We start from the raw sequence: 19107 nt of genomic DNA, 5'->3' as shown, positions 1-19107 counted from the left end.
AGTAAAAAAAATGAAAAAATCCCGCCACCGATAAGGTGGCGGGACTTATCGGTAATAAATTAACCTACAGTTAAATCTTGCAAGCGGTATACATCCATTGGCAATTTCACAGCAAAGGCTTGGCAAACAGCTTCAGCACCATTGATAGTCGTTGTGTAATACACTTTGCCTTGTAGGGCAGCACGACGAATCATGGCAGAATCATATTGAGCTTGTTTACCTTCAGTTGTATTGACAATAAGGTGTATTTCACCATTTTTCAAGCGGTCAACAATATGTGGACGACCTTCAGTTACTTTATTCACAGATTCACATTCTAAACCTGCTTCTTTAAGTACTTGGTATGTACCACCTGTTGCAATAAGCTTGAAGCCATACGCAACTAATTTCTTAGCAATATCTACAATGTATTTCTTGTCAGATTCACGTACAGATAAGAAAGCATTTTTTACTTCGCCTTCGGTTGGTAAACCAGGTAAGCGTTCATTTGAGCCTAAAACAGCTTTATAGAATGCTTCACCAAATGTTTTACCCACACCCATCACTTCACCTGTAGATTTCATCTCAGGTCCAAGCATTGGATCTACGCCTTGGAATTTAGCGAATGGGAAAACAGCTTCTTTCACAGCAAAGTGTTTTGGAATGATTTCTTTAGTAAATCCTTGAGATTCAAGTGATTGACCCGCCATACAACGTGCAGCAACTTTAGCTAAAGAATCACCAATACATTTCGATACGAATGGAACTGTACGTGAAGCACGTGGGTTAACTTCAAGAATGTAAACATCATCGCCTTTAACCGCGAACTGAACGTTCATCAAACCAACCACACCAAGTTCTTTTGCCATCGCAACAGTTTGACGACGCATTTCATCCTGAATTTCTTTTGATAAAGAATAAGGAGGAATCGAACATGCAGAGTCACCTGAGTGAATACCTGCTTGTTCGATGTGCTGCATGATACCGCCGATCACAACGTCTTTACCGTCAGATACACAGTCAACATCAACTTCAGTTGCATCATCTAGGAAACGGTCAAGAAGAACAGGGGCTTCATTCGACGCTTGAACTGCTTCACGAAGGTAACGCTTAAGTTCTTCTTCGTTATAAACGATTTCCATTGCACGACCACCTAATACATAAGATGGGCGAACAACTAACGGATAACCTACTTTTGCAGCTTCAGAAATACCTTCTTCAGCAGATTTTACAATGCTGTTGTTTGGTTGACGAAGCTGTAAACGCTGAATCATTTGCTGGAAACGTTCACGGTCTTCTGCGCGGTCAATTGCATCTGGTGATGTACCAATAATTGGTGTACCTGCTTCTTCTAAAGCACGTGCCAATTTAAGAGGCGTTTGACCACCGTACTGTACGATCACACCTTTTGGCTTCTCTGTACGTACAATTTCAAGCACATCTTCAAGTGTTACAGGTTCGAAGTACAAACGGTCCGATGTGTCATAGTCAGTAGAAACAGTTTCAGGGTTACAGTTAACCATGATTGTTTCATAACCATCTTCACGCATAGCAAGCGCCGCGTGTACACAGCAGTAGTCAAATTCGATACCTTGACCAATACGGTTTGGACCACCACCAATGACCATGATCTTGTCACGATTTGATGGATTTGCTTCACATTCTTCATCGTAAGTTGAATACATGTATGCAGTACCAGATTCAAACTCGGCAGCACATGTATCAACACGTTTGTAAACTGGATAAACACCCAAATTCCAACGTTGTTTACGGAATTGCTTTTGTGAAATACCCATGAGGTCAGCAATACGCAGGTCAGATAAACCTTTGCGTTTGAAAGCACGGATATTGTCAGCGTTTAAGTCACCAAAACCTAAAGTTTTTACTTCAGCTTCAGTTTTAACAATGTCTTGAATTTGAATGAGGAACCAACGATCAATTTTGGTTGCTTCAAACACTTCATCTAAAGAGAAGCCATGACGGAAAGCATCTGCTACATACCAGATACGCTCAGGGCCTGGAACTTTAAGCTCTTTTAAAATGGTTTCTCTTGCATTTGTTGCACCAGCTTCGATTTTTTCATCAAAACCGCTTACACCAACTTCAAGACCACGTAATGCTTTTTGTACAGATTCCTGGAAGTTACGGCCAATTGCCATTACTTCACCAACAGACTTCATCTGAGTGGTTAATACAGGTTCTGCTTGTGGGAATTTCTCGAAGTTAAAACGAGGAATCTTCGTTACAACATAGTCAATCGATGGTTCAAAGCTTGCAGGAGTCACGCCACCAGTGATGTCATTTTTCAATTCATCAAGGGTGTAGCCAACAGCAAGTTTTGCTGCGATTTTTGCGATTGGGAAACCTGTTGCTTTAGAAGCAAGAGCAGATGAACGAGATACACGAGGGTTCATCTCAATGACAACCATACGTCCATCTTTCGGGTTAATACCGAACTGAACGTTAGATCCACCTGTTTCAACACCAATTTCACGAAGAACTGCAACCGAAGCATTACGCATCAATTGATATTCTTTATCTGTTAATGTCTGAGCAGGAGCAACGGTAATTGAGTCACCAGTGTGAACGCCCATTGGATCGAAGTTTTCGATAGCACATACGATAATACAGTTGTCGTTTTTGTCACGAACAACTTCCATTTCGTATTCTTTCCAGCCAATTAAAGATTCATCAATCAATAACTGGTGAGTAGGAGAGAGGTCAAAACCACGTTCACAAATTTCAAGGAATTCTTCGCGGTTATATGCAATACCACCGCCCGAACCACCCATTGTAAATGATGGACGGATAATTACTGGAAAACCAAAGCGTGACTGGATTGTTAAAGCTTCTTCCATTGTTTCAGCAATGGCAGCTTTTGGACATTCCAAGCCAATTTTACGCATAGCGATATCGAAGAGTTTACGATCTTCGGCTTTCTCAATCGCTTCTTTGCTTGCACCAATTAATTCAACATTATATTTAGCAAGAACGCCATGCTCATCAAGTGCGAGGGCACAGTTCAATGCAGTTTGACCACCCATAGTTGGTAATACTGCATCTGGACGTTCTTTTTCAATAATCTGTGCAACTGTTTGCCAAGTAATCGGCTCAATATAAGTTGCATCAGCCATTGAAGGGTCTGTCATGATGGTTGCTGGATTAGAGTTAACCAAAATAACACGATAGCCTTCTTCACGAAGTGCTTTACACGCTTGAGCACCTGAGTAGTCAAACTCACATGCCTGTCCAATCACAATCGGGCCAGCACCAATAATTAAGATGCTTTTAATATCCGTACGTTTAGGCATTATTCGCTCCGTAATTACTGTTTAGATGCTTCGATAAGTTCGATGAAATGATCGAACAAAGGTGCACAATCATGTGGACCAGGGCTTGCTTCAGGGTGACCTTGGAAGCTGAAAGCTGGTTTATCTGTACGGTGGATACCTTGTAAGGTGCCATCGAACAATGATTTATGCGTTGCTTTTAAGTTAGCCGGTAAAGTTTCTGCATCTACAGCAAAACCATGGTTCTGTGAAGTAATCATCACTTTACCATCTTCAAGATCTTGTACAGGATGGTTAGCGCCGTGGTGACCATGGTTCATTTTTACAGTTTTTGCACCAGAAGCGAGTGCCAGAATTTGGTGACCTAAGCAGATCCCAAATACAGGTAATGTTGTGGTTTCAACAATAGTTTTTACAGCTTCGATCGCGTAATCACAAGCAGCTGGATCGCCAGGACCATTTGAGAGGAATACGCCATCCGGATTAAGTGCCAATACTTTTTCAGCCGGAGTTTCTGCAGGAACAACGGTTAGTTTGCAACCGCGATCTGCAAGCATACGCAAGATGTTGGTTTTGACACCGTAATCGTATGCAACTACATGGTATTTTAATTCAGGTTGAGAGAAGCCTTGGCCTAAGGTCCATGAACCTTCAGACCATTCAAAACCTGTTGGATCACAACATTCTTTTGCAAGGTCTAAACCATTTAAGCCACCAAAAGCACGTGCTTTTGCAATTGCCTCTTCTTCCGTAATATTTTCGCCAGCAAGGATACATCCGTTTTGAGCGCCAGTCTGACGTAAAATACGAGTCAGTTTACGAGTATCGATATCTGCAATAGCAACAACATTATGCGCTTGCAAATATTCACTCAACGACTGCTCAGCACGGAAATTACTGTGTAGTAGTGGAAGGTCACGAATAATTAAACCATTCGCCCATACTTTATGGATACGACCAGATTCAACGTCTTCCGCGTTGCAACCAGTGTTACCAATATGAGGGTAAGTTAATGTCACAATTTGTTGTGCATAACTTGGGTCAGTCAAAATTTCTTGATAGCCTGTCATGGCTGTGTTAAAAACGACTTCTCCAGTCGTACTTCCCGATGCGCCGATTGACGTTCCTTTAAAGATCGTTCCATCTGCGAGGGCTAAAATGGCGGGGATGCTCAAACCAAAGCTCCTGAATTTCGGCTGTAAAAAAGCGAGTAGACCCAAAAAAGATCGGCAATGCTTTGATAAAACATGCCCTCCCTATCGGTCTGCCCGCTTGTAACTTAACAGCGCATTATACGCATGGAACCCTCTAAAGTCTATTTCTTTTCTGCTAAAAAATATAATTCATCGCTTGCTTTTTACAAAAAAATATCCGCTTATCTGAAATAGGTACTTTTGATAAATTGTCTAACAATTTGCATGAGGAATTCTTGGAACTGGATTTATTGTATTGCTAGTTAAAAAATAAACAATATGAGGAAATAGTATGAGCAATAATGAAGTTTCAAAAGATGTGAGTGAAAAAACTCAAGCAGTAGTTGAGTCGGTAAAAGCTGAGGTTAATGAAGTGAAAGAAACCATAGCTGCTACTACAACTAAGGCTAAAAAAACAGTAACCGCTAAAACTGCACAGGTAAAAGAAACTGTTGCTGAAAAAACTGAGCAAGTTAAAGAAGTTGCTACAGAAGCAAAAGCTCAGGTAAAAGAAGCAATTACTGAAACTCAAGAACACGTCAAAGAAGTTTTAAGCGAGACTCAAGAGAAAATTGAAGCTGAAACTCAAGAATTAAATAAGAATATTCAAAATCAACTTGTTCAGATTAAGCAAGATATTTTACAACGTCTTGATGTAATTAAAGCTCAGTTTAGCACTTCACAAGAAGGGTTATCTGACCTTAAAAATGCTTTGAAAGCAGAAATTAATGCACTTATTGAAGATTTAACGAAAGTGAGCAAAGAGCTTAAGGGTGATATTAGCCAGATCTCTTTGAAACATAAAGATTCTTTAAGTGAAAGTATTAAACGTACTAAAAATAATGCAGTCGAAGCTTGGAATAAAGCACGAGACAATTAATGATCTCTGCTTTGATCCAGCTATAAAAAAGCGAGAATTAATTTCTCGCTTTTTTATTTTTAGAACTGATGTAACCAGTCACGTTTATTATGGAAATCTGCACTTTTTCCACTATGCTGCATTGCATAGTACTGCATACCTTCTTTAGTCTTTAAAACTGTAGTTAAACCTAAATAAAGGTTTGACCATTTCAAGCGATGCTGTTGCATAAATTGCCCTAAATCGAGACTAACATTTAAGCCATAGTGAGTGCGCTTGAGATGATTCAGTTCAATATCGTAAGCAGCAAGGGGAGGTATACTTTCTGGATAGCGATATTCTTCAAACTGATATGACTGCCATGCTTGAGAAGGGGAGAGATTAATTTCCCGATAATAATCTTCATCATGCACGCCAACAAAAATTTCGAAACAAGTTTCTTCCCACAAAAAATCTTGACGTGGATGAGCCGAGACTTCTTGAGGCCAGACAATAAGTTGATTTGGATCACGAATCCAAAAACCGATATTTAAAGTAGAGGATGCTTGCTGTTCAATTGCGCCAACAACGGAAACAGCATAAAAACGATCAAAAGCTGAAAGTTCGTAACTTGCCATAGTTTGTCAAATTAAATTAGTTTGCTAGGTGAGCGTGACGAACAAGATTAGACAAATGTTGGTTTTGTTTAGCTGCCTTTTTGTAAAGCAAAACAATTTTACCAATTTTTTGTACAGCTTGAGCACCTGTTGCTTCTACAATTGCATCAATTGTTGCAGTACGCGCTTCACGGTCTTCACCAGCAATCTTAACTTTAATAAGCTCGTGGTCATTTAAAGCACGAAGTGTTTCTTCGATTACTGCGTCTGTTAAGCCTTGTCCACCAATCATGACAACCGGATTAAGCACATGACCAATTTGACGTAAACGTTTACGTTCATGGATAGATAAAGCGGCCATTAAAAATACCTGATTTTAAAAACGGCTTAGTATAGCAAAAAACTTAAATCCAGATGTACGAAAAACTGTATAAATAATCGATCAACATTATTGGAAAAAAACTGTAAAACTTAGTGATATTACGCTACATCCGTACTGTAATGAGAGTAATTTTCACGTACAATGAACGATCAGAAGTTTTTTTGATATTTAGTGAGTTATGGCAACACGCATTACAAACCAGAAATTGTCGAAAAGTAGTCGTGTATGGATGAGGGAACATCTAGACGATCCTTTTGTAAAAAAAGCACAAAAGGAAGGATATCGTGCTCGAGCAGCCTATAAACTTCTTGAAATTCAAGAAAAATATAAGTTGATCAAGCCAGGCATGACTGTAGTGGATTTAGGTGCAGCTCCTGGTAGTTGGTCTCAAATCGCTGGGAAACTCGTTGGTAGCAAAGGTTTAGTGATTGCTTCCGATATTTTACCCATGGATGCTTTGCCTGATGTCACTTTTTTACAAGGCGATTTTAGAGAAGAAGATGTATTTGAAAAATTGTTAAATATTTTAAATGGGCGACAAGTAGACATTGTAATTTCTGATATGGCCCCCAATACATCAGGTAATAGGGCCGTTGATCAACCTAGACAGATTTACTTATGTGAACTGGCTTTAGATTTTGCTCAAAAGGTTCTGGCTCCTCATGGACAGTTTGTTGTTAAAGTGTTCCAGGGCACAGGATTCGATGAGTTTCGTAAACAAGTAGTTGATAGTTTTGATGTGTTAAAGACAGCAAAACCAGCAGCTTCTCGGGCGCGGTCTAAAGAGGTTTTTTTGATTGGACAAGGGCGTAAGAAAGCATTGCGATAAAGTTTACTTGCCAAGCTCCTAAAAATTGTGCATTTTGTACTTTTAGGTTATCCGCAAGCAATACAGTTGCTGCTTTTATGACGATCGGCCAAGATTGGGCATGATCAAATTAGATCGATATGGGAATAAAGCTTTGAGCGATTACTTCAAGAATGCCGTATTGTGGCTAATAATACTTGGTGTTCTGATTTTAATTTTCAGTAATATCAGTGACCGCAATAAGCCTACTGCGATGAAATATTCAGATTTTGTTGCAGCGGTGAATAGTGGTCAAATTAAGCAAGTCACAATTGACGGTTTAAATATTAATGGTGAAAAAACTAACGGATCACAGTTTGAAACTGTTCGTCCGCAAGTTGAAGACACTGAGCTTATGCCAAGCTTAAATAAACAAAATGTTGTTGTAGAGGGAACAGCTCCGCAACGTCAAGGCATTTTGATGCAACTTCTCATTGCTAGTTTCCCTGTACTGTTAATCATTTTGTTATTCATGTTCTTTATGCGTAACATGGGTGGTGGTGCAGGCGGAAAGAATGGACCGATGAGTTTTGGTAAATCAAAGGCAAAAATGCTTTCTGAAGACCAGATTAAACTCAATTTTTCTGACGTCGCCGGCTGTGATGAAGCAAAACAAGAAGTTGTTGAAATTGTAGATTTCTTAAAAGACCCTGCAAAATTCAAACGTTTGGGCGCTACTATTCCTCGTGGCGTACTTATGGTTGGCCCTCCGGGTACTGGTAAAACGTTATTAGCTAAAGCAATTGCTGGTGAAGCCAAGGTTCCTTTCTTCAGCATTTCAGGTTCTGACTTTGTAGAAATGTTCGTGGGTGTGGGTGCGTCCCGTGTCCGTGATATGTTTGAGCAAGCGAAGCGTCACGCGCCATGTATCATCTTTATTGATGAGATTGATGCAGTGGGTCGTCACCGTGGTTCAGGTACAGGTGGTGGTCATGATGAGCGTGAACAAACCTTAAACCAAATGCTTGTAGAGATGGACGGTTTTGAAGGTAATGAAGGCGTAATTGTTATTGCTGCAACTAACCGTGCTGATGTGCTTGATAAAGCATTATTGCGTCCGGGTCGTTTTGACCGTCAAGTCATGGTTGGTTTACCTGATATTCGTGGTCGTGAGCAAATTCTGAATGTACATTTGAAAAAGTTACCTTCAGTCACGGGTGTAGATATGCAAGTCTTAGCGCGTGGTACACCAGGTTTCTCTGGTGCGCAGTTGGCAAACCTTGTTAACGAAGCTGCATTATTTGCTGCACGTCGTAATAAGAATACTGTTGACATGCATGACTTTGAAGATGCAAAAGACAAAATCTACATGGGTCCAGAGCGTAAGTCGATGGTTCTACGTGAAGAAGAGCGTCGTGCTACTGCTTATCATGAAGCTGGTCATGCAATTGTGGCAGAGATTTTGCCTGGTACAGATCCTGTTCATAAAGTAACGATCATGCCACGTGGTTGGGCTTTGGGTGTTACTTGGCAGTTACCTGAACAAGACCAGATTAGCCATTATAAAGACAAGATGCTAAACGAAATTGCGATTTTGTTTGGTGGTCGTATTGCTGAAGAAGTGTTTATCCAACAGCAATCTACCGGTGCCTCAAATGACTTTGAGCGAGCTACTAAAATGGCGCGTGCAATGGTTACTAAGTACGGTATGTCTGACAAAATGGGCGTAATGGTTTACGAAGATGAAAACCAGAGTGGTTTCTTTGGAAATGTAGGTAGTCGTACGATTTCTGAGGCAACTCAACAGTTGGTTGACGAAGAAGTGCGCCGTATTCTTGATGAGCAATATAAAGTTGCGCGTAATATCTTGGAAGGTAATAAAGATATTGCACATGCAATGGTAAAAGCTTTGATGGAATGGGAAACTATTGATCGTGATCAAATTCGTGACATTATGGAAGGTCGTGAACCACAACCACCTAAGGTCTATGTTGCGGAAAATCCAGTGGCTGCATTTGAACCACCAAAAGATGGTCCATCTACACCACCACCATTGCCAGCAATGAACTAAATAATTTAAAAAAGAGTCACAGTCATGTGGCTCTTTTTTTTATACGTGTATTTCAGGCAAAGCCGAAAAGAAATCAGCAGTATATCGAGCAGAGACTTGTTAAAATGTTGCCGAATATTAAATTGGAGCTTGTCATGCAGTTAATGCCTTTACCTAAGCAAATTTTACAATGTGGACAGCTTCAGTTGGATTTATCACACCCTCACATTATGGGTATTTTAAATGTCACTCCAGACTCTTTTAGTGATGGTGGAAAGCATAATAAGTTAGATCAAGCTGTGGCGTATGCATTAAATATGATTGAACAAGGCGCCACAATTATAGATGTTGGCGGGGAATCTACTCGACCAGGTGCATCAGAAGTAAGTGTAGAAGAAGAGGTACGACGAGTTGTTCCTGTAGTTGAAGCTTTGTCTAAATATGATGTGGTTCTTTCGATTGATACAAGTCAGCCAGATGTTATCCGTGCAGCGAAAGAAGCGGGTGCGCATATTTGGAATGATGTACGTGCGCTTACTCGACCAGATGCATTAAAAACCGCAGCAGAGTTAGATATACCTGTGGTGATCATGCATATGCGTGGTGAGCCCACCACAATGAATCAGCTAGATCAGTATACGGATGTTACATTGGATGTGATGCAAGAGCTTCAGCAGCGCATTAATGAGGCTTTAACTGCGGGTGTAAAAAAGCATAATATTATTATTGATCCGGGATTTGGTTTTGCAAAAAATGCTCAGCAGAATTTAAAACTATTAAAAGAGTTTTGGAAGCTTAATGATATGGGTTATCCAATTTTATCGGGTCTTTCTCGTAAACGTTTTATTGGTGAAGCTTTACAGGGTGCAGCAGCAGATCAGCGTGCAGTAGGAAGCGCTACGGGGCATTTGCTTAGTATTCAGCAAGGAGCATCCATTGTTCGTGCACATGATGTAAAAGCCATGCATGATGCAATTCTCGTTTGGAAAGCGATGGAAAAAGCTTGAAAAATAAGCTTTTATAAACAAATCATGATTAATTAATTTCATAGATTGGATGATTGAGTCAGGGAAAATTGTCGTTATTATTTTGAAAATATGTTATAAGCGGCAGGTTTCTGCTGCTGTGTAAACTTTTGTATGTTCGAAGACTTACTTCTCCCAATGTTTGATGATGAGTATTATCCAGATATTTTAGTCGCTGAACTCAAGCAGTTAATTGAACAATTTGCCAAAAAAGTTCAAAAGTCTGCTTTAGCTGATCAGGATATCTATCGATATGCTCATCAAACTGTTATTGAAATTAATGAAATGAAACCACAGTTCGAAGATCTGGATTCTTCACTAGATGATAGTGCTGCTGACTATATTGCTGAGGCAATGATGATGGTGGCGCAGGGTGCAGGATATTTAGATCTTGAGATGGAAGAGCTGGTTGTGAATCGAGAGTGGTGATTACTCTCGATTCTCAATATTTTCAAATGCATCTAATAAATGACAAGATGCCTTTGAATGAATTTCGTTTATTTCTTTAATTTTTAACACTAAAACACCATTCTCTTGATAATCGGCATCTGCTAATAAACTGATCCAATAGGGTTCTCGTTCTTGTTGTAATGCTTTGAATTTATCTATGATCTGCTCAGGTGCTTTAATTAAGTAATCATCTTTGGTAATAGAACAGCGTGAAAAGTACCAGTTGTCATCTTTGAAAGAAATAGTGCCAGAAAAAAGATCTGTAGCGTAAACCTTGGATATAGAAAGGATGCTACACAGAAGTAATAATATTCTTATCATAAAATTCATTTTAATTAGGCATAAAAAAACCAGCTTACGCTGGATTCTTTGTAACACCAAATTCAATATTTGAAAATGGTGCCCGGGGCCGGACTCGAACCGGCACGCTTTGTGGGCGGGGGATTTTAAATCCCCTGTGTCTACCTATTTCACCACCCGGGCATGTGCGCAATAATAGATGACAAGACAGAGATTGGCAAGAGAAAATCAGATAGTTTGCTTTATTTTCAATCAGTTCGTACATGTATTTAAAAATAAGATCTACTTAAGTCATAATTTCTTCATCAAATTGAGATCAGTTGTTCATCTTATCTACTTAAGTTTAAGGCACTCATTGCTTAAAACTTAGGTAGTTGTATGTCAGAGAAAATTTCACGCCGAGAATTAATTCAAAAAAGTCTATTCGGTTTTGGGGCATTGTCTTTGCCTGTAGCTTTTACGGGTTGTAATGATGGCTCAGACGATGAAAGTACAGAGGCACAAGCAGATTTTTTACATGGAGTTGCGAGCGGCGACCCTTTGCAGGATAAAGTGATTTTATGGACGCGATTAACACCAGTAGATCTTAGTGCGCGCCTTAAAGTTATATGGGAAATTGCCACTGATAACCAGTTTAAGCAGAATTTAAAGACGGGGATGGTTGAAACGACCAAGACTGACGACTTCACGGTGAAGGTGGATGCAGCAGGACTACAGGCGAATACCATTTATTATTATCGTTTCCGTTTTGGTAATAAAATTTCATCTGTCGGTCAAACTAAAACACTACCAATAAGCACCAATAAAGTTAGTTTTGCCGTATGTTCTTGTTCGAATTATCCCGCTGGTTACTTTTATGTTTACCGTGAAATGGCAAAGCAGAATGTTGATGTCATTATTCATTTAGGTGATTATATTTATGAGTATGGGGCAGATGGTTATGCGGCGGAAGATGCAGAAAAACTTGGTCGAACCTTACCAACAGATAATAATAAAGAAATTATAAAACTAGAGGATTATCGCAAACGTTATGCACTTTATCGTCAGGACAAAGATTTGCAGGTAGCTCACCAGCGTCATCCTTTTATTGTAATTTGGGATGATCATGAGTTAGCAAATGATACTTGGCGTGATGGGGCCGAAAATCATGAAAGTGATGAAGGGTCTTTTTCTGATCGTAAATTAGCTGCTCTACAAGCTTATTTTGAATGGATGCCTATTCGCCCAGTTTCTAGCACAGATCATTTAAATATTTATCGACAGTTTAATTTTGGCTCACTGGTTGAGTTGACGATGTTGGATACACGTATTATTGCGCGTGATAAACAGCTTGAATATGCTGATTATATGACAGCTGTTGGTTTGGATGCTCAAAAGTTTCAGGCTGACTTAACGGATCCAAAGCGTACTTTAATGGGTTATACACAAAGGGATTGGTTGGTTGATAGATTGAAGCAATCTACAGCAACATGGAATGTGATTGGTCAGCAAGTTCTAATGAGTAAAATGTGGATTCCTGCCGAGTTATTGTTGTCTTTAGGACAAATTACTTCGGGTGGAGCTTCGGCTGAAATCTTGGCTAAAATGAATGCTCAAATTACAGAGCTAGTCACCTTGAAATTACGATTGGAACAGGGCGATCCAACTTTAACTGTTCAGGAAAAGACACGAGTCACAACAGTAGTGCCATATAATCTTGATGCTTGGGATGGTTATTATGCTGAACGTGAAACCGTATATGAAAACTTAGCTAGTTTGAATAAGAAAGTTATTGTTCTGGCAGGCGATACTCATAATGCTTGGGCATCTTATTTGTATAGTCAAAAAGGTCAATATGTAGGTGTTGAACTAGCAACGAGTTCCGTTTCTTCGCCAGGGCTAGAAAAATATTTAAGTATTCCAATGGCTCAATTACAACAATTTGAATTTGCTTTTACTACGCTTATTGATGAGTTAGCTTATTGTAATTTAAACCAGCGTGGCTATTTGGTGGTTACACTAGATGATAAGCGGGTGCAGTCGGACTGGATATTTGTAGATTCAATTAAAAATGCAGAATATAAATTAGATACAAGTAGGCAATATCAATTGGTGTTAGATATGAATTTGACGCCTGAAAAAGATAAGCAAAAAACTGCTTAAATAGACGGGAGAGGGGTGCTAATAAGTACCCTTTTTTATAGACATAAAAAAACCAGCTTACGCTGGATTTTTTATTGCACCACTTTCAGTATTAGAAAATGGTGCCCGGGGCCGGACTCGAACCGGCACGCTTTGTGGGCGGGGGATTTTAAATCCCCTGTGTCTACCTATTTCACCACCCGGGCTTTACCAAATTTGGAGGCGGAGGTCGGAATCGAACCGGCGTCCACGGAGTTGCAGTCCGCTGCATGACCACTCTGCCACCCCGCCTACATTTGGTGATGCACATATTAGCAACCTTTACAGAAAAAACAATACTGTTTTTAGAGAAGATGAACATAAAAGCAACATCTAGAATAAAATTGTCCAAATAATCATGTATTATTGGCACATTGAATTCATGTCTACCTTGGAGATGTGCTGTGGCATTGGTTTTAGACGGTCGTGCATTAGCAAAGCAAATTGAAGAAAATTTGTCGGTACGTGTTGAAGCTTTAAAAGCTAAAACAGGTCGTACCCCGATTTTAGCGACTATTTTGGTTGGGGATGATGGCGCATCTGCAACTTATGTGCGCATGAAAGGAAATGCTTGCCGTCGAGTAGGCATGGACTCTTTGAAAATTGAATTATCACAAGAAACAACAACAGAACAATTATTAGCAGAAATTGAAAAGCTTAATGCCAATCCAGATGTACACGGTATCCTTTTACAGCATCCAGTACCTGAACAGATTGATGAACGCGCATGTTTTGATGCGATTTCGTTAGCTAAAGATGTAGATGGCGTAACTTGCCTCGGCTTTGGGCGTATGGCAATGGGTGAAGCTGCATATGGTTCAGCGACTCCAGCAGGCATTATGACCATTTTAAAAGAAAACAATATTGAAATTGCTGGCAAACACGCAGTTGTGGTTGGTCGTTCAGCAATTTTAGGTAAACCAATGGCAATGATGCTTTTGCAAGCTAATGCAACGGTAACGATTTGCCATTCACGTACTCAGAATCTACCTGAGCTTGTGAAACAAGCTGATATTATTGTTGGTGCTGTGGGTAAGGCGGAACTTATTCAAAAAGATTGGATTAAATCAGGTGCAGTGGTTGTCGATGCTGGTTTCCATCCTCGTGATGGCGGTGGTGTAGGCGACATCCAACTACAAGGTATTGAAGAAATTGCTTCTGCTTATACACCAGTACCAGGTGGTGTAGGTCCAATGACAATTACAACTTTGATTCGTCAAACTGTAGAAGCTGCTGAAAAAGCTTTAGGTTAATTTAATTAACGCTAGGTAGTTATTGATACGCGTAACCGTCATCCGCAATTGTTTGAGGCAGGATTACATTAAAATTTAATGTTTTTGCGATGCTATCGAGTGTAGATAGTATTTGTCGAGTTTTGCAGATGACAATGGTTAGACCTACTTTTCCCGAAAGCCTTGCGAAGCAGGGCTTCTCAGGTCTAACAGAAGGTTATTCTAAAAATTTAAATCATAATGGAATGACTCTGTTATGCTTGTTATATAAACGAATTAAAAGAACTCTGATGAGCTGCACTTTTCAATTGACCAAAGCCCCTGAACATTTACTTCAAGCCTTGCATGAAGTGATCCCTCATTGTGAGTTAATGGCACAGCAGTTGCCTGAAACGCTTATTTCTTTATGGTTGATTCCACCAGTTTTTCCAACTGATCGCTTAGATGATGAGGTGATTCGCCGAATCTGGAATGACACGCCGTACTGGATTTTTTGTTGGGCATCTGGTTTAGCAATGGTGCAGTGGTTACTTGCAGAGCCACATCATGTCAAAGATAAAGTCGTACTAGATTTTGGTGCAGGCTCAGGTGTGGTTGCAATTGCAGCAAAAATGGCTGGTGCTAAAAGAGTAATTTGTTGTGATATTGATCAAGTTAGTCTTGCAGCCTGCCGTGAAAATGCTTTGTTAAATGATGTTGAGCTGGAATATCTGGACGATTTATATAAAGCAGAGCAAGTTGATATTTTATTGGCTGCTGATGTGTTATATGACCAATGTAATCGTTTCTTTTTAGATGAATTCTTGAAATTTGCGCCAGAGGTCTGGGTCGCAGATAGCCGTGTTAAAAACTTTAGCCATCCTAAATATCAAAAGATTGATGAAAGAAGTGCATCAACATGGCCAGACCTTGATGAAGCTAAAGAATTTAGAAATGTAAGTTTTTATAAGACGCTGTAAAAGAACAGCGTCTTATTTATATTATGAGCAGGTATAACGAACGACTTTTAGCGTACTTGGGCGTGCTTCAAGCGCTTGGCGAGTCGCATAATCTTCGCCATTATTTAAACTTGGCGTATTAGATAAACCAAATGAGGCACGAGTTTCCCCCAATTGAACACCATAATGTTCTTGTTGAGCAGGGTTTGAAATCTCATTAATGCTTAGAACTGATAATTTATAAACTTTTTGAGCACCTAATACATTTTGACAAGCACGTTGTAATTTACGTTCATCTAACTGCTGATTAGTGCGGCTAGCCAATGTATAAGCTAAAGTTGCCGAAGTTTTTGTTTGGTTTTCAATTTGATAGCCAGTTGAGCCATTATATTGTCGAGGGGTGGTCTGACAAGCACTTAAAATAAACATGCTGCTTAATGCCAAACATAAAATACTTCTATTCATCAGTATCATCCTTATATTCTTATCTCTAGTATCTCATAAAACACAACGATTGTTGGGGCTTAATCGCACGATTTAAGCTAACATCGACTGGCGATATTAGCTCTTATTGCTAAAATATTAATGTTCTTTAATTTTTGAATGATGCTTGGTATCTTTCATAAAAATATAAATAATAAGTGAAATGAAGATCATAATACTGACATAAATAAAGTACCAAGATTCATGTCCAGCTTCTTTAAAACTTAAAGCAAAGAACTCTGCTGTGCCGCCAAACAAGGTATTGGCAATCGCGTAGGGTAAAGCTACCCCTAAAGCCCGAATATGCGCAGGAAAGAGCTCAGCTTTAACCACGGCATTAATTGAAGTATAACCTGTTACCATGACTAGGCCTGCCAAGCATAACCAGAAAGCAGTCCAATAGTTATGTGTGGTGGCAAGAGCATTAAATAAAATATATGTGAATAAAACCCCAGTCACACCAAAGGCAATCATAAGTGGTTTACGCCCGATTCGGTCTGATAAAGCGCCGGCTACTGGTTGTAAACACATAAAAATGAACAGCGCTAGAGTGGTGATTTGGGTTGCTTCCGGTTTGGTAAAACCTGATGTATTTACTAAATATTTTTGTAGATAAGTAGTGTAAGTATAAAAAGCTAAAGTACCACCGGCTGTTAAGAACAATACTGTAAAAGCTTCTTTAGGATAATGCTTGAATAAGGCAAACATACCTGATTTTGGTTGGTTTGTTTCAGCTTGAGCATTTTTAAAAGATTGTGTTTCTAATAAGCCACGACGAATACGGAACACAACAATTGCAAGTAAAGCGCCAATAAAGAATGGAATGCGCCATCCCCAATCATGCAACTGTTGTTCGGTTAATACCATTTGTAAGATTAAAAGAACACATAAAGCCGTCAGTTGTCCTGCAATTAAGGTTACATATTGGAAGCTTGAGAAAAAACCACGCCGATTTTTTTCAGCCATTTCACTTAAATAAGTGGCACTCGCGCCATATTCACCACCTACGCTTAAACCTTGAATTAAACGAGCGACGACTAATAAAAGCGGGGCAAATACACCAATACTTTCATAACTTGGTGTTACAGCAATAAGAAGTGAACCTACACACATTAACGTGACAGAAAGTGTAAGTCCGGATTTACGGCCTTTACGGTCTGAATAAATCCCCATAATCCATGCACCGATTGGGCGCATTAAAAAACCTACAGCAAAAATGGCGGCAGCTTGAAGTAGTTGTGCAGTTTGGCTACCTTTTGGGAAAAAGGCATGAGCAAAATAGAGCGTAAATGCAGCATATACATACCAGTCATACCATTCGACGAGGTTACCGGCAGACCCACCTAAAATTGATTTTACGCGGGTTTTTGTATCTAAATGACTTTGTGGAGTTGTTGCGGTAGAAGGTTGATCAACCATGGGTCGCTCCATGTTTCGCTTGGGTTGAATATTAAAGAGAAAAAATTATTCCGTTTTACATAGTTATCTAGAGGAGTATTCCACTTTATTTTTTTTATGTCTGTAAAACAATGTTTATTATTTAAGCAAAGAAATATGTTGAATATTCATGTGATTTCCAATTAAACAATCAATTATTTTTAGCAGCAAAATTTTGCCCATATCTTGAGTGAACTTTAAGTTTAATAAAAAAATCGGCAACGAAAAGAAGTGGATTAACGTAAAATACATATATTCGTTAAAATCAATGATATATTCCAAAGAAAATTTTAAAGAATACAGTTAGGCATGGTTCCTTTGGTGACATGAACTAGATGTATATGTGTAAATATAGAAAGGGACATTCAGATGTCAAACTGCCCGAAAAAATATATTGTTGCTTTTGATCAGGGAACGACTAGCTCGAGAGCAATAGTTTTAGATCACGATGCAAATGTTGTAAGTATTGCTCAAAAAGAATTTACCCAGATTTATCCTCAACCAGGTTGGGTGGAACATGACCCCATGGAGATCTGGGCAACACAAAGTGCAGTGTGGGTAGAAGCATTGGCACAGGCTGGAATTAAAAGTGAGCAAGTTGCTGCAATAGGTATTACAAATCAGCGAGAAACCACCATCATATGGGATAAAAAAACAGGAAAACCTATTTACAATGCCATTGTCTGGCAAAGCCGCCAAACTACAGAAATATGCAATCAATTACAAAAGGCAGGTTGGCAAGACCATGTTCGTAAAGTCACAGGTTTAGTGATTGACCCGTATTTTTCTGCTACCAAAATCAAATGGATTTTGGACCATGTAGAGGGAAGTCGTGAACGTGCCGAACGGGGAGAGCTACTATTTGGTACGGTTGACACATGGCTAATCTGGAAACTGACCAATGGCGCCGCACATGTAACTGACTTTACCAATGCATCACGCACTATGTTATTTGATATTGAAAAGCTAGAGTGGGATGAATCACTTTTACAAGCTTTAGATATTCCTAAAGCAATCTTGCCTGAGGTCCGTAGCTCTTCAGAAGTTTATGGTTATACCCATACAATTAGTGGTCAGGAAGTCGGAATTCCAATTGCAGGTATTGCCGGTGATCAACAAGCTGCTCTTTTTGGGCAAATGTGTGTAGAACCGGGACAAGCAAAAAACACTTATGGTACAGGCTGCTTCCTGTTAATGAATACGGGGAAAAAAGCTGTCAGATCAGAGCATGGATTACTGACCACAATTGCGTGTGGTGCAAACGGTGAAGTGAACTATGCTTTAGAGGGCGCCGTATTTAATGGTGGTTCTTGTGTTCAGTGGCTTCGTGATGAGCTGAAAGTGATTAAGAATGCTAAAGACTCGGAGCTTTACGCAACACGTGTAAAGGACAGTAATGGCGTATATGTTGTACCTGCCTTTACAGGATTGGGTGCGCCATATTGGGACCCGACCGCCCGTGGGGCGATTTTTGGTCTCACACGTGGAGCGAGTATAGAACATATTATTCGTGCAACTTTAGAGTCAATTGCTTACCAGACAAGAGATGTACTTGATGCGATGCAGCAAGATGCAGAAGAAGAATTACGTACATTAAGAGTTGATGGTGGCGTAACTGCGAATAACTTCTTAATGCAATTTCAGGCTGATATTTTAGCAACGCCAGTTGAAAGACCAACCATGAAAGAAACAACGGCTTTAGGGGCTGCGTTTCTTGCTGGATTGGCAACAGGTTTCTGGCTAGATTTGAATGAATTAAGGAATAAGTCTGCGATAGAGAAAGTTTTCGAACCACGTATGAGCCTTGAAGAAACTGAAGTCATGTATAAGGGGTGGTTGAAGGCAGTTCAGCGTAGTCAAAATTGGGCAGAGGATTGATGTCTTCTTGAATTAATTAAAGAGCAGAGTAATCAATAAAGAGCTAACCTAGTAGGTATTTAAAATTG

16 protein-coding genes, 3 tRNA genes and 1 pseudogene are annotated in these 19107 nt (G+C 39.6%); 10 read left to right on the top strand and 10 right to left on the bottom strand.

What is annotated here, in order from left to right; genetic code table 11:
* Window positions 1–59 precede the first annotated feature (59 nt).
* Window positions 60–3290, bottom strand: coding sequence for a carbamoyl-phosphate synthase large subunit (gene carB / locus MSG66_RS15550; protein WP_133972089.1), 3231 nt, complete (start codon window positions 3288–3290; stop codon window positions 60–62).
* A 14-nt stretch (window positions 3291–3304) separates the two neighbouring features.
* Window positions 3305–4444, bottom strand: a complete 1140-nt coding sequence (gene carA, locus MSG66_RS15545) for a glutamine-hydrolyzing carbamoyl-phosphate synthase small subunit (protein ID WP_324654538.1) — start codon at window positions 4442–4444, stop codon at window positions 3305–3307.
* 123 nt (window positions 4445–4567) lie between these two features.
* On the opposite strand from carA, the pseudogene MSG66_RS15540 reads away from it, so the two are divergent.
* Together MSG66_RS15540 and MSG66_RS15535 are read left to right on the top strand one after the other, a co-directional pair.
* Window positions 4568–4725 (top strand): annotated as a pseudogene (locus tag MSG66_RS15540) (hypothetical protein).
* A gap of 29 nt (window positions 4726–4754) precedes the next feature.
* On the top strand, window positions 4755–5342 hold the full coding sequence (locus MSG66_RS15535) for a hypothetical protein (protein ID WP_133972093.1): 588 nt from the start codon (window positions 4755–4757) through the stop codon (window positions 5340–5342).
* 59 nt (window positions 5343–5401) lie between these two features.
* Here MSG66_RS15535 and MSG66_RS15530 read toward each other — a convergent pair whose 3' ends face one another.
* A complete protein-coding gene (locus MSG66_RS15530; RefSeq protein WP_042898475.1) occupies window positions 5402–5938 on the bottom strand; it encodes a DOMON-like domain-containing protein in 537 nt (178 codons plus the stop codon).
* 16 nt (window positions 5939–5954) lie between these two features.
* A complete protein-coding gene (gene yhbY, locus MSG66_RS15525) occupies window positions 5955–6278 on the bottom strand; it encodes a ribosome assembly RNA-binding protein YhbY (RefSeq protein ID WP_003650075.1) in 324 nt (107 codons plus the stop codon).
* 199 nt (window positions 6279–6477) lie between these two features.
* Here yhbY and rlmE point away from each other — a divergent pair, with 199 nt between their 5' ends.
* From rlmE to MSG66_RS15505, 4 genes are all read left to right on the top strand, one after another.
* Entirely contained in the window at window positions 6478–7128 is a 651-nt protein-coding gene (rlmE, locus tag MSG66_RS15520) for a 23S rRNA (uridine(2552)-2'-O)-methyltransferase RlmE (RefSeq protein ID WP_042898476.1), read from the top strand.
* A gap of 133 nt (window positions 7129–7261) precedes the next feature.
* On the top strand, window positions 7262–9157 hold the full coding sequence (ftsH, locus tag MSG66_RS15515) for an ATP-dependent zinc metalloprotease FtsH (protein ID WP_197731016.1): 1896 nt from the start codon (window positions 7262–7264) through the stop codon (window positions 9155–9157).
* A 134-nt stretch (window positions 9158–9291) separates the two neighbouring features.
* Entirely contained in the window at window positions 9292–10143 is an 852-nt protein-coding gene (gene folP, locus MSG66_RS15510; protein WP_324654537.1) for a dihydropteroate synthase, read from the top strand.
* Between the two features lie 132 nt (window positions 10144–10275).
* The gene (locus MSG66_RS15505; RefSeq protein WP_003650079.1) at window positions 10276–10590 is read left to right on the top strand and encodes a DUF5713 family protein; all 315 of its coding nucleotides are present in this window, start codon (window positions 10276–10278) and stop codon (window positions 10588–10590) included.
* Here MSG66_RS15505 and MSG66_RS15500 read toward each other — a convergent pair whose 3' ends face one another.
* Window positions 10591–10941, bottom strand: coding sequence for a hypothetical protein (locus MSG66_RS15500; protein WP_420714263.1), 351 nt, complete (start codon window positions 10939–10941; stop codon window positions 10591–10593).
* A gap of 67 nt (window positions 10942–11008) precedes the next feature.
* Window positions 11009–11094: transfer RNA gene (locus MSG66_RS15495), tRNA-Leu, on the bottom strand.
* A 195-nt stretch (window positions 11095–11289) separates the two neighbouring features.
* Here MSG66_RS15495 and MSG66_RS15490 point away from each other — a divergent pair.
* On the top strand, window positions 11290–13053 hold the full coding sequence (locus MSG66_RS15490; protein WP_324654536.1) for an alkaline phosphatase D family protein: 1764 nt from the start codon (window positions 11290–11292) through the stop codon (window positions 13051–13053).
* A gap of 99 nt (window positions 13054–13152) precedes the next feature.
* On the opposite strand, the gene MSG66_RS15485 is transcribed toward MSG66_RS15490, so the two are convergent.
* Window positions 13153–13238: transfer RNA gene (locus MSG66_RS15485), tRNA-Leu, on the bottom strand.
* 11 nt (window positions 13239–13249) lie between these two features.
* A tRNA-Cys gene (locus tag MSG66_RS15480) sits at window positions 13250–13323 on the bottom strand.
* Window positions 13324–13475: 152 nt separating this feature from the next.
* Here MSG66_RS15480 and folD point away from each other — a divergent pair.
* Window positions 13476–14324: a bifunctional methylenetetrahydrofolate dehydrogenase/methenyltetrahydrofolate cyclohydrolase FolD gene (folD, locus tag MSG66_RS15475; RefSeq protein WP_133972101.1), complete on the top strand. Its 849-nt coding sequence runs from the start codon at window positions 13476–13478 to the stop codon at window positions 14322–14324.
* A gap of 269 nt (window positions 14325–14593) precedes the next feature.
* Window positions 14594–15262 carry a class I SAM-dependent methyltransferase gene (locus MSG66_RS15470; RefSeq protein WP_324654550.1) on the top strand — a complete coding sequence of 223 codons (669 nt, stop codon included), beginning with the start codon at window positions 14594–14596 and terminating at the stop codon, window positions 15260–15262.
* Window positions 15263–15283: 21 nt separating this feature from the next.
* Here MSG66_RS15470 and MSG66_RS15465 read toward each other — a convergent pair whose 3' ends face one another.
* Together MSG66_RS15465 and MSG66_RS15460 are read right to left on the bottom strand one after the other, a co-directional pair.
* A complete protein-coding gene (locus MSG66_RS15465; RefSeq protein ID WP_042898480.1) occupies window positions 15284–15706 on the bottom strand; it encodes a hypothetical protein in 423 nt (140 codons plus the stop codon).
* A gap of 117 nt (window positions 15707–15823) precedes the next feature.
* Complete coding sequence (locus MSG66_RS15460) at window positions 15824–17155, bottom strand: MFS transporter (RefSeq protein WP_324654535.1); 1332 nt, start codon at window positions 17153–17155, stop codon at window positions 15824–15826.
* A gap of 375 nt (window positions 17156–17530) precedes the next feature.
* Here MSG66_RS15460 and glpK point away from each other — a divergent pair, with 375 nt between their 5' ends.
* Window positions 17531–19039, top strand: a complete 1509-nt coding sequence (gene glpK / locus MSG66_RS15455) for a glycerol kinase GlpK (RefSeq protein ID WP_133972105.1) — start codon at window positions 17531–17533, stop codon at window positions 19037–19039.
* Window positions 19040–19107: the final 68 nt, after the last annotated feature.

It is taken from the genome of Acinetobacter sp. IK31, assembly GCF_035615195.1.
Lineage (GTDB): Bacteria > Pseudomonadota > Gammaproteobacteria > Pseudomonadales > Moraxellaceae > Acinetobacter > Acinetobacter calcoaceticus_C.
Note: the sequence above shows the minus strand (reverse complement) of the source record. Positions and strands in the feature narration are given on the sequence as shown.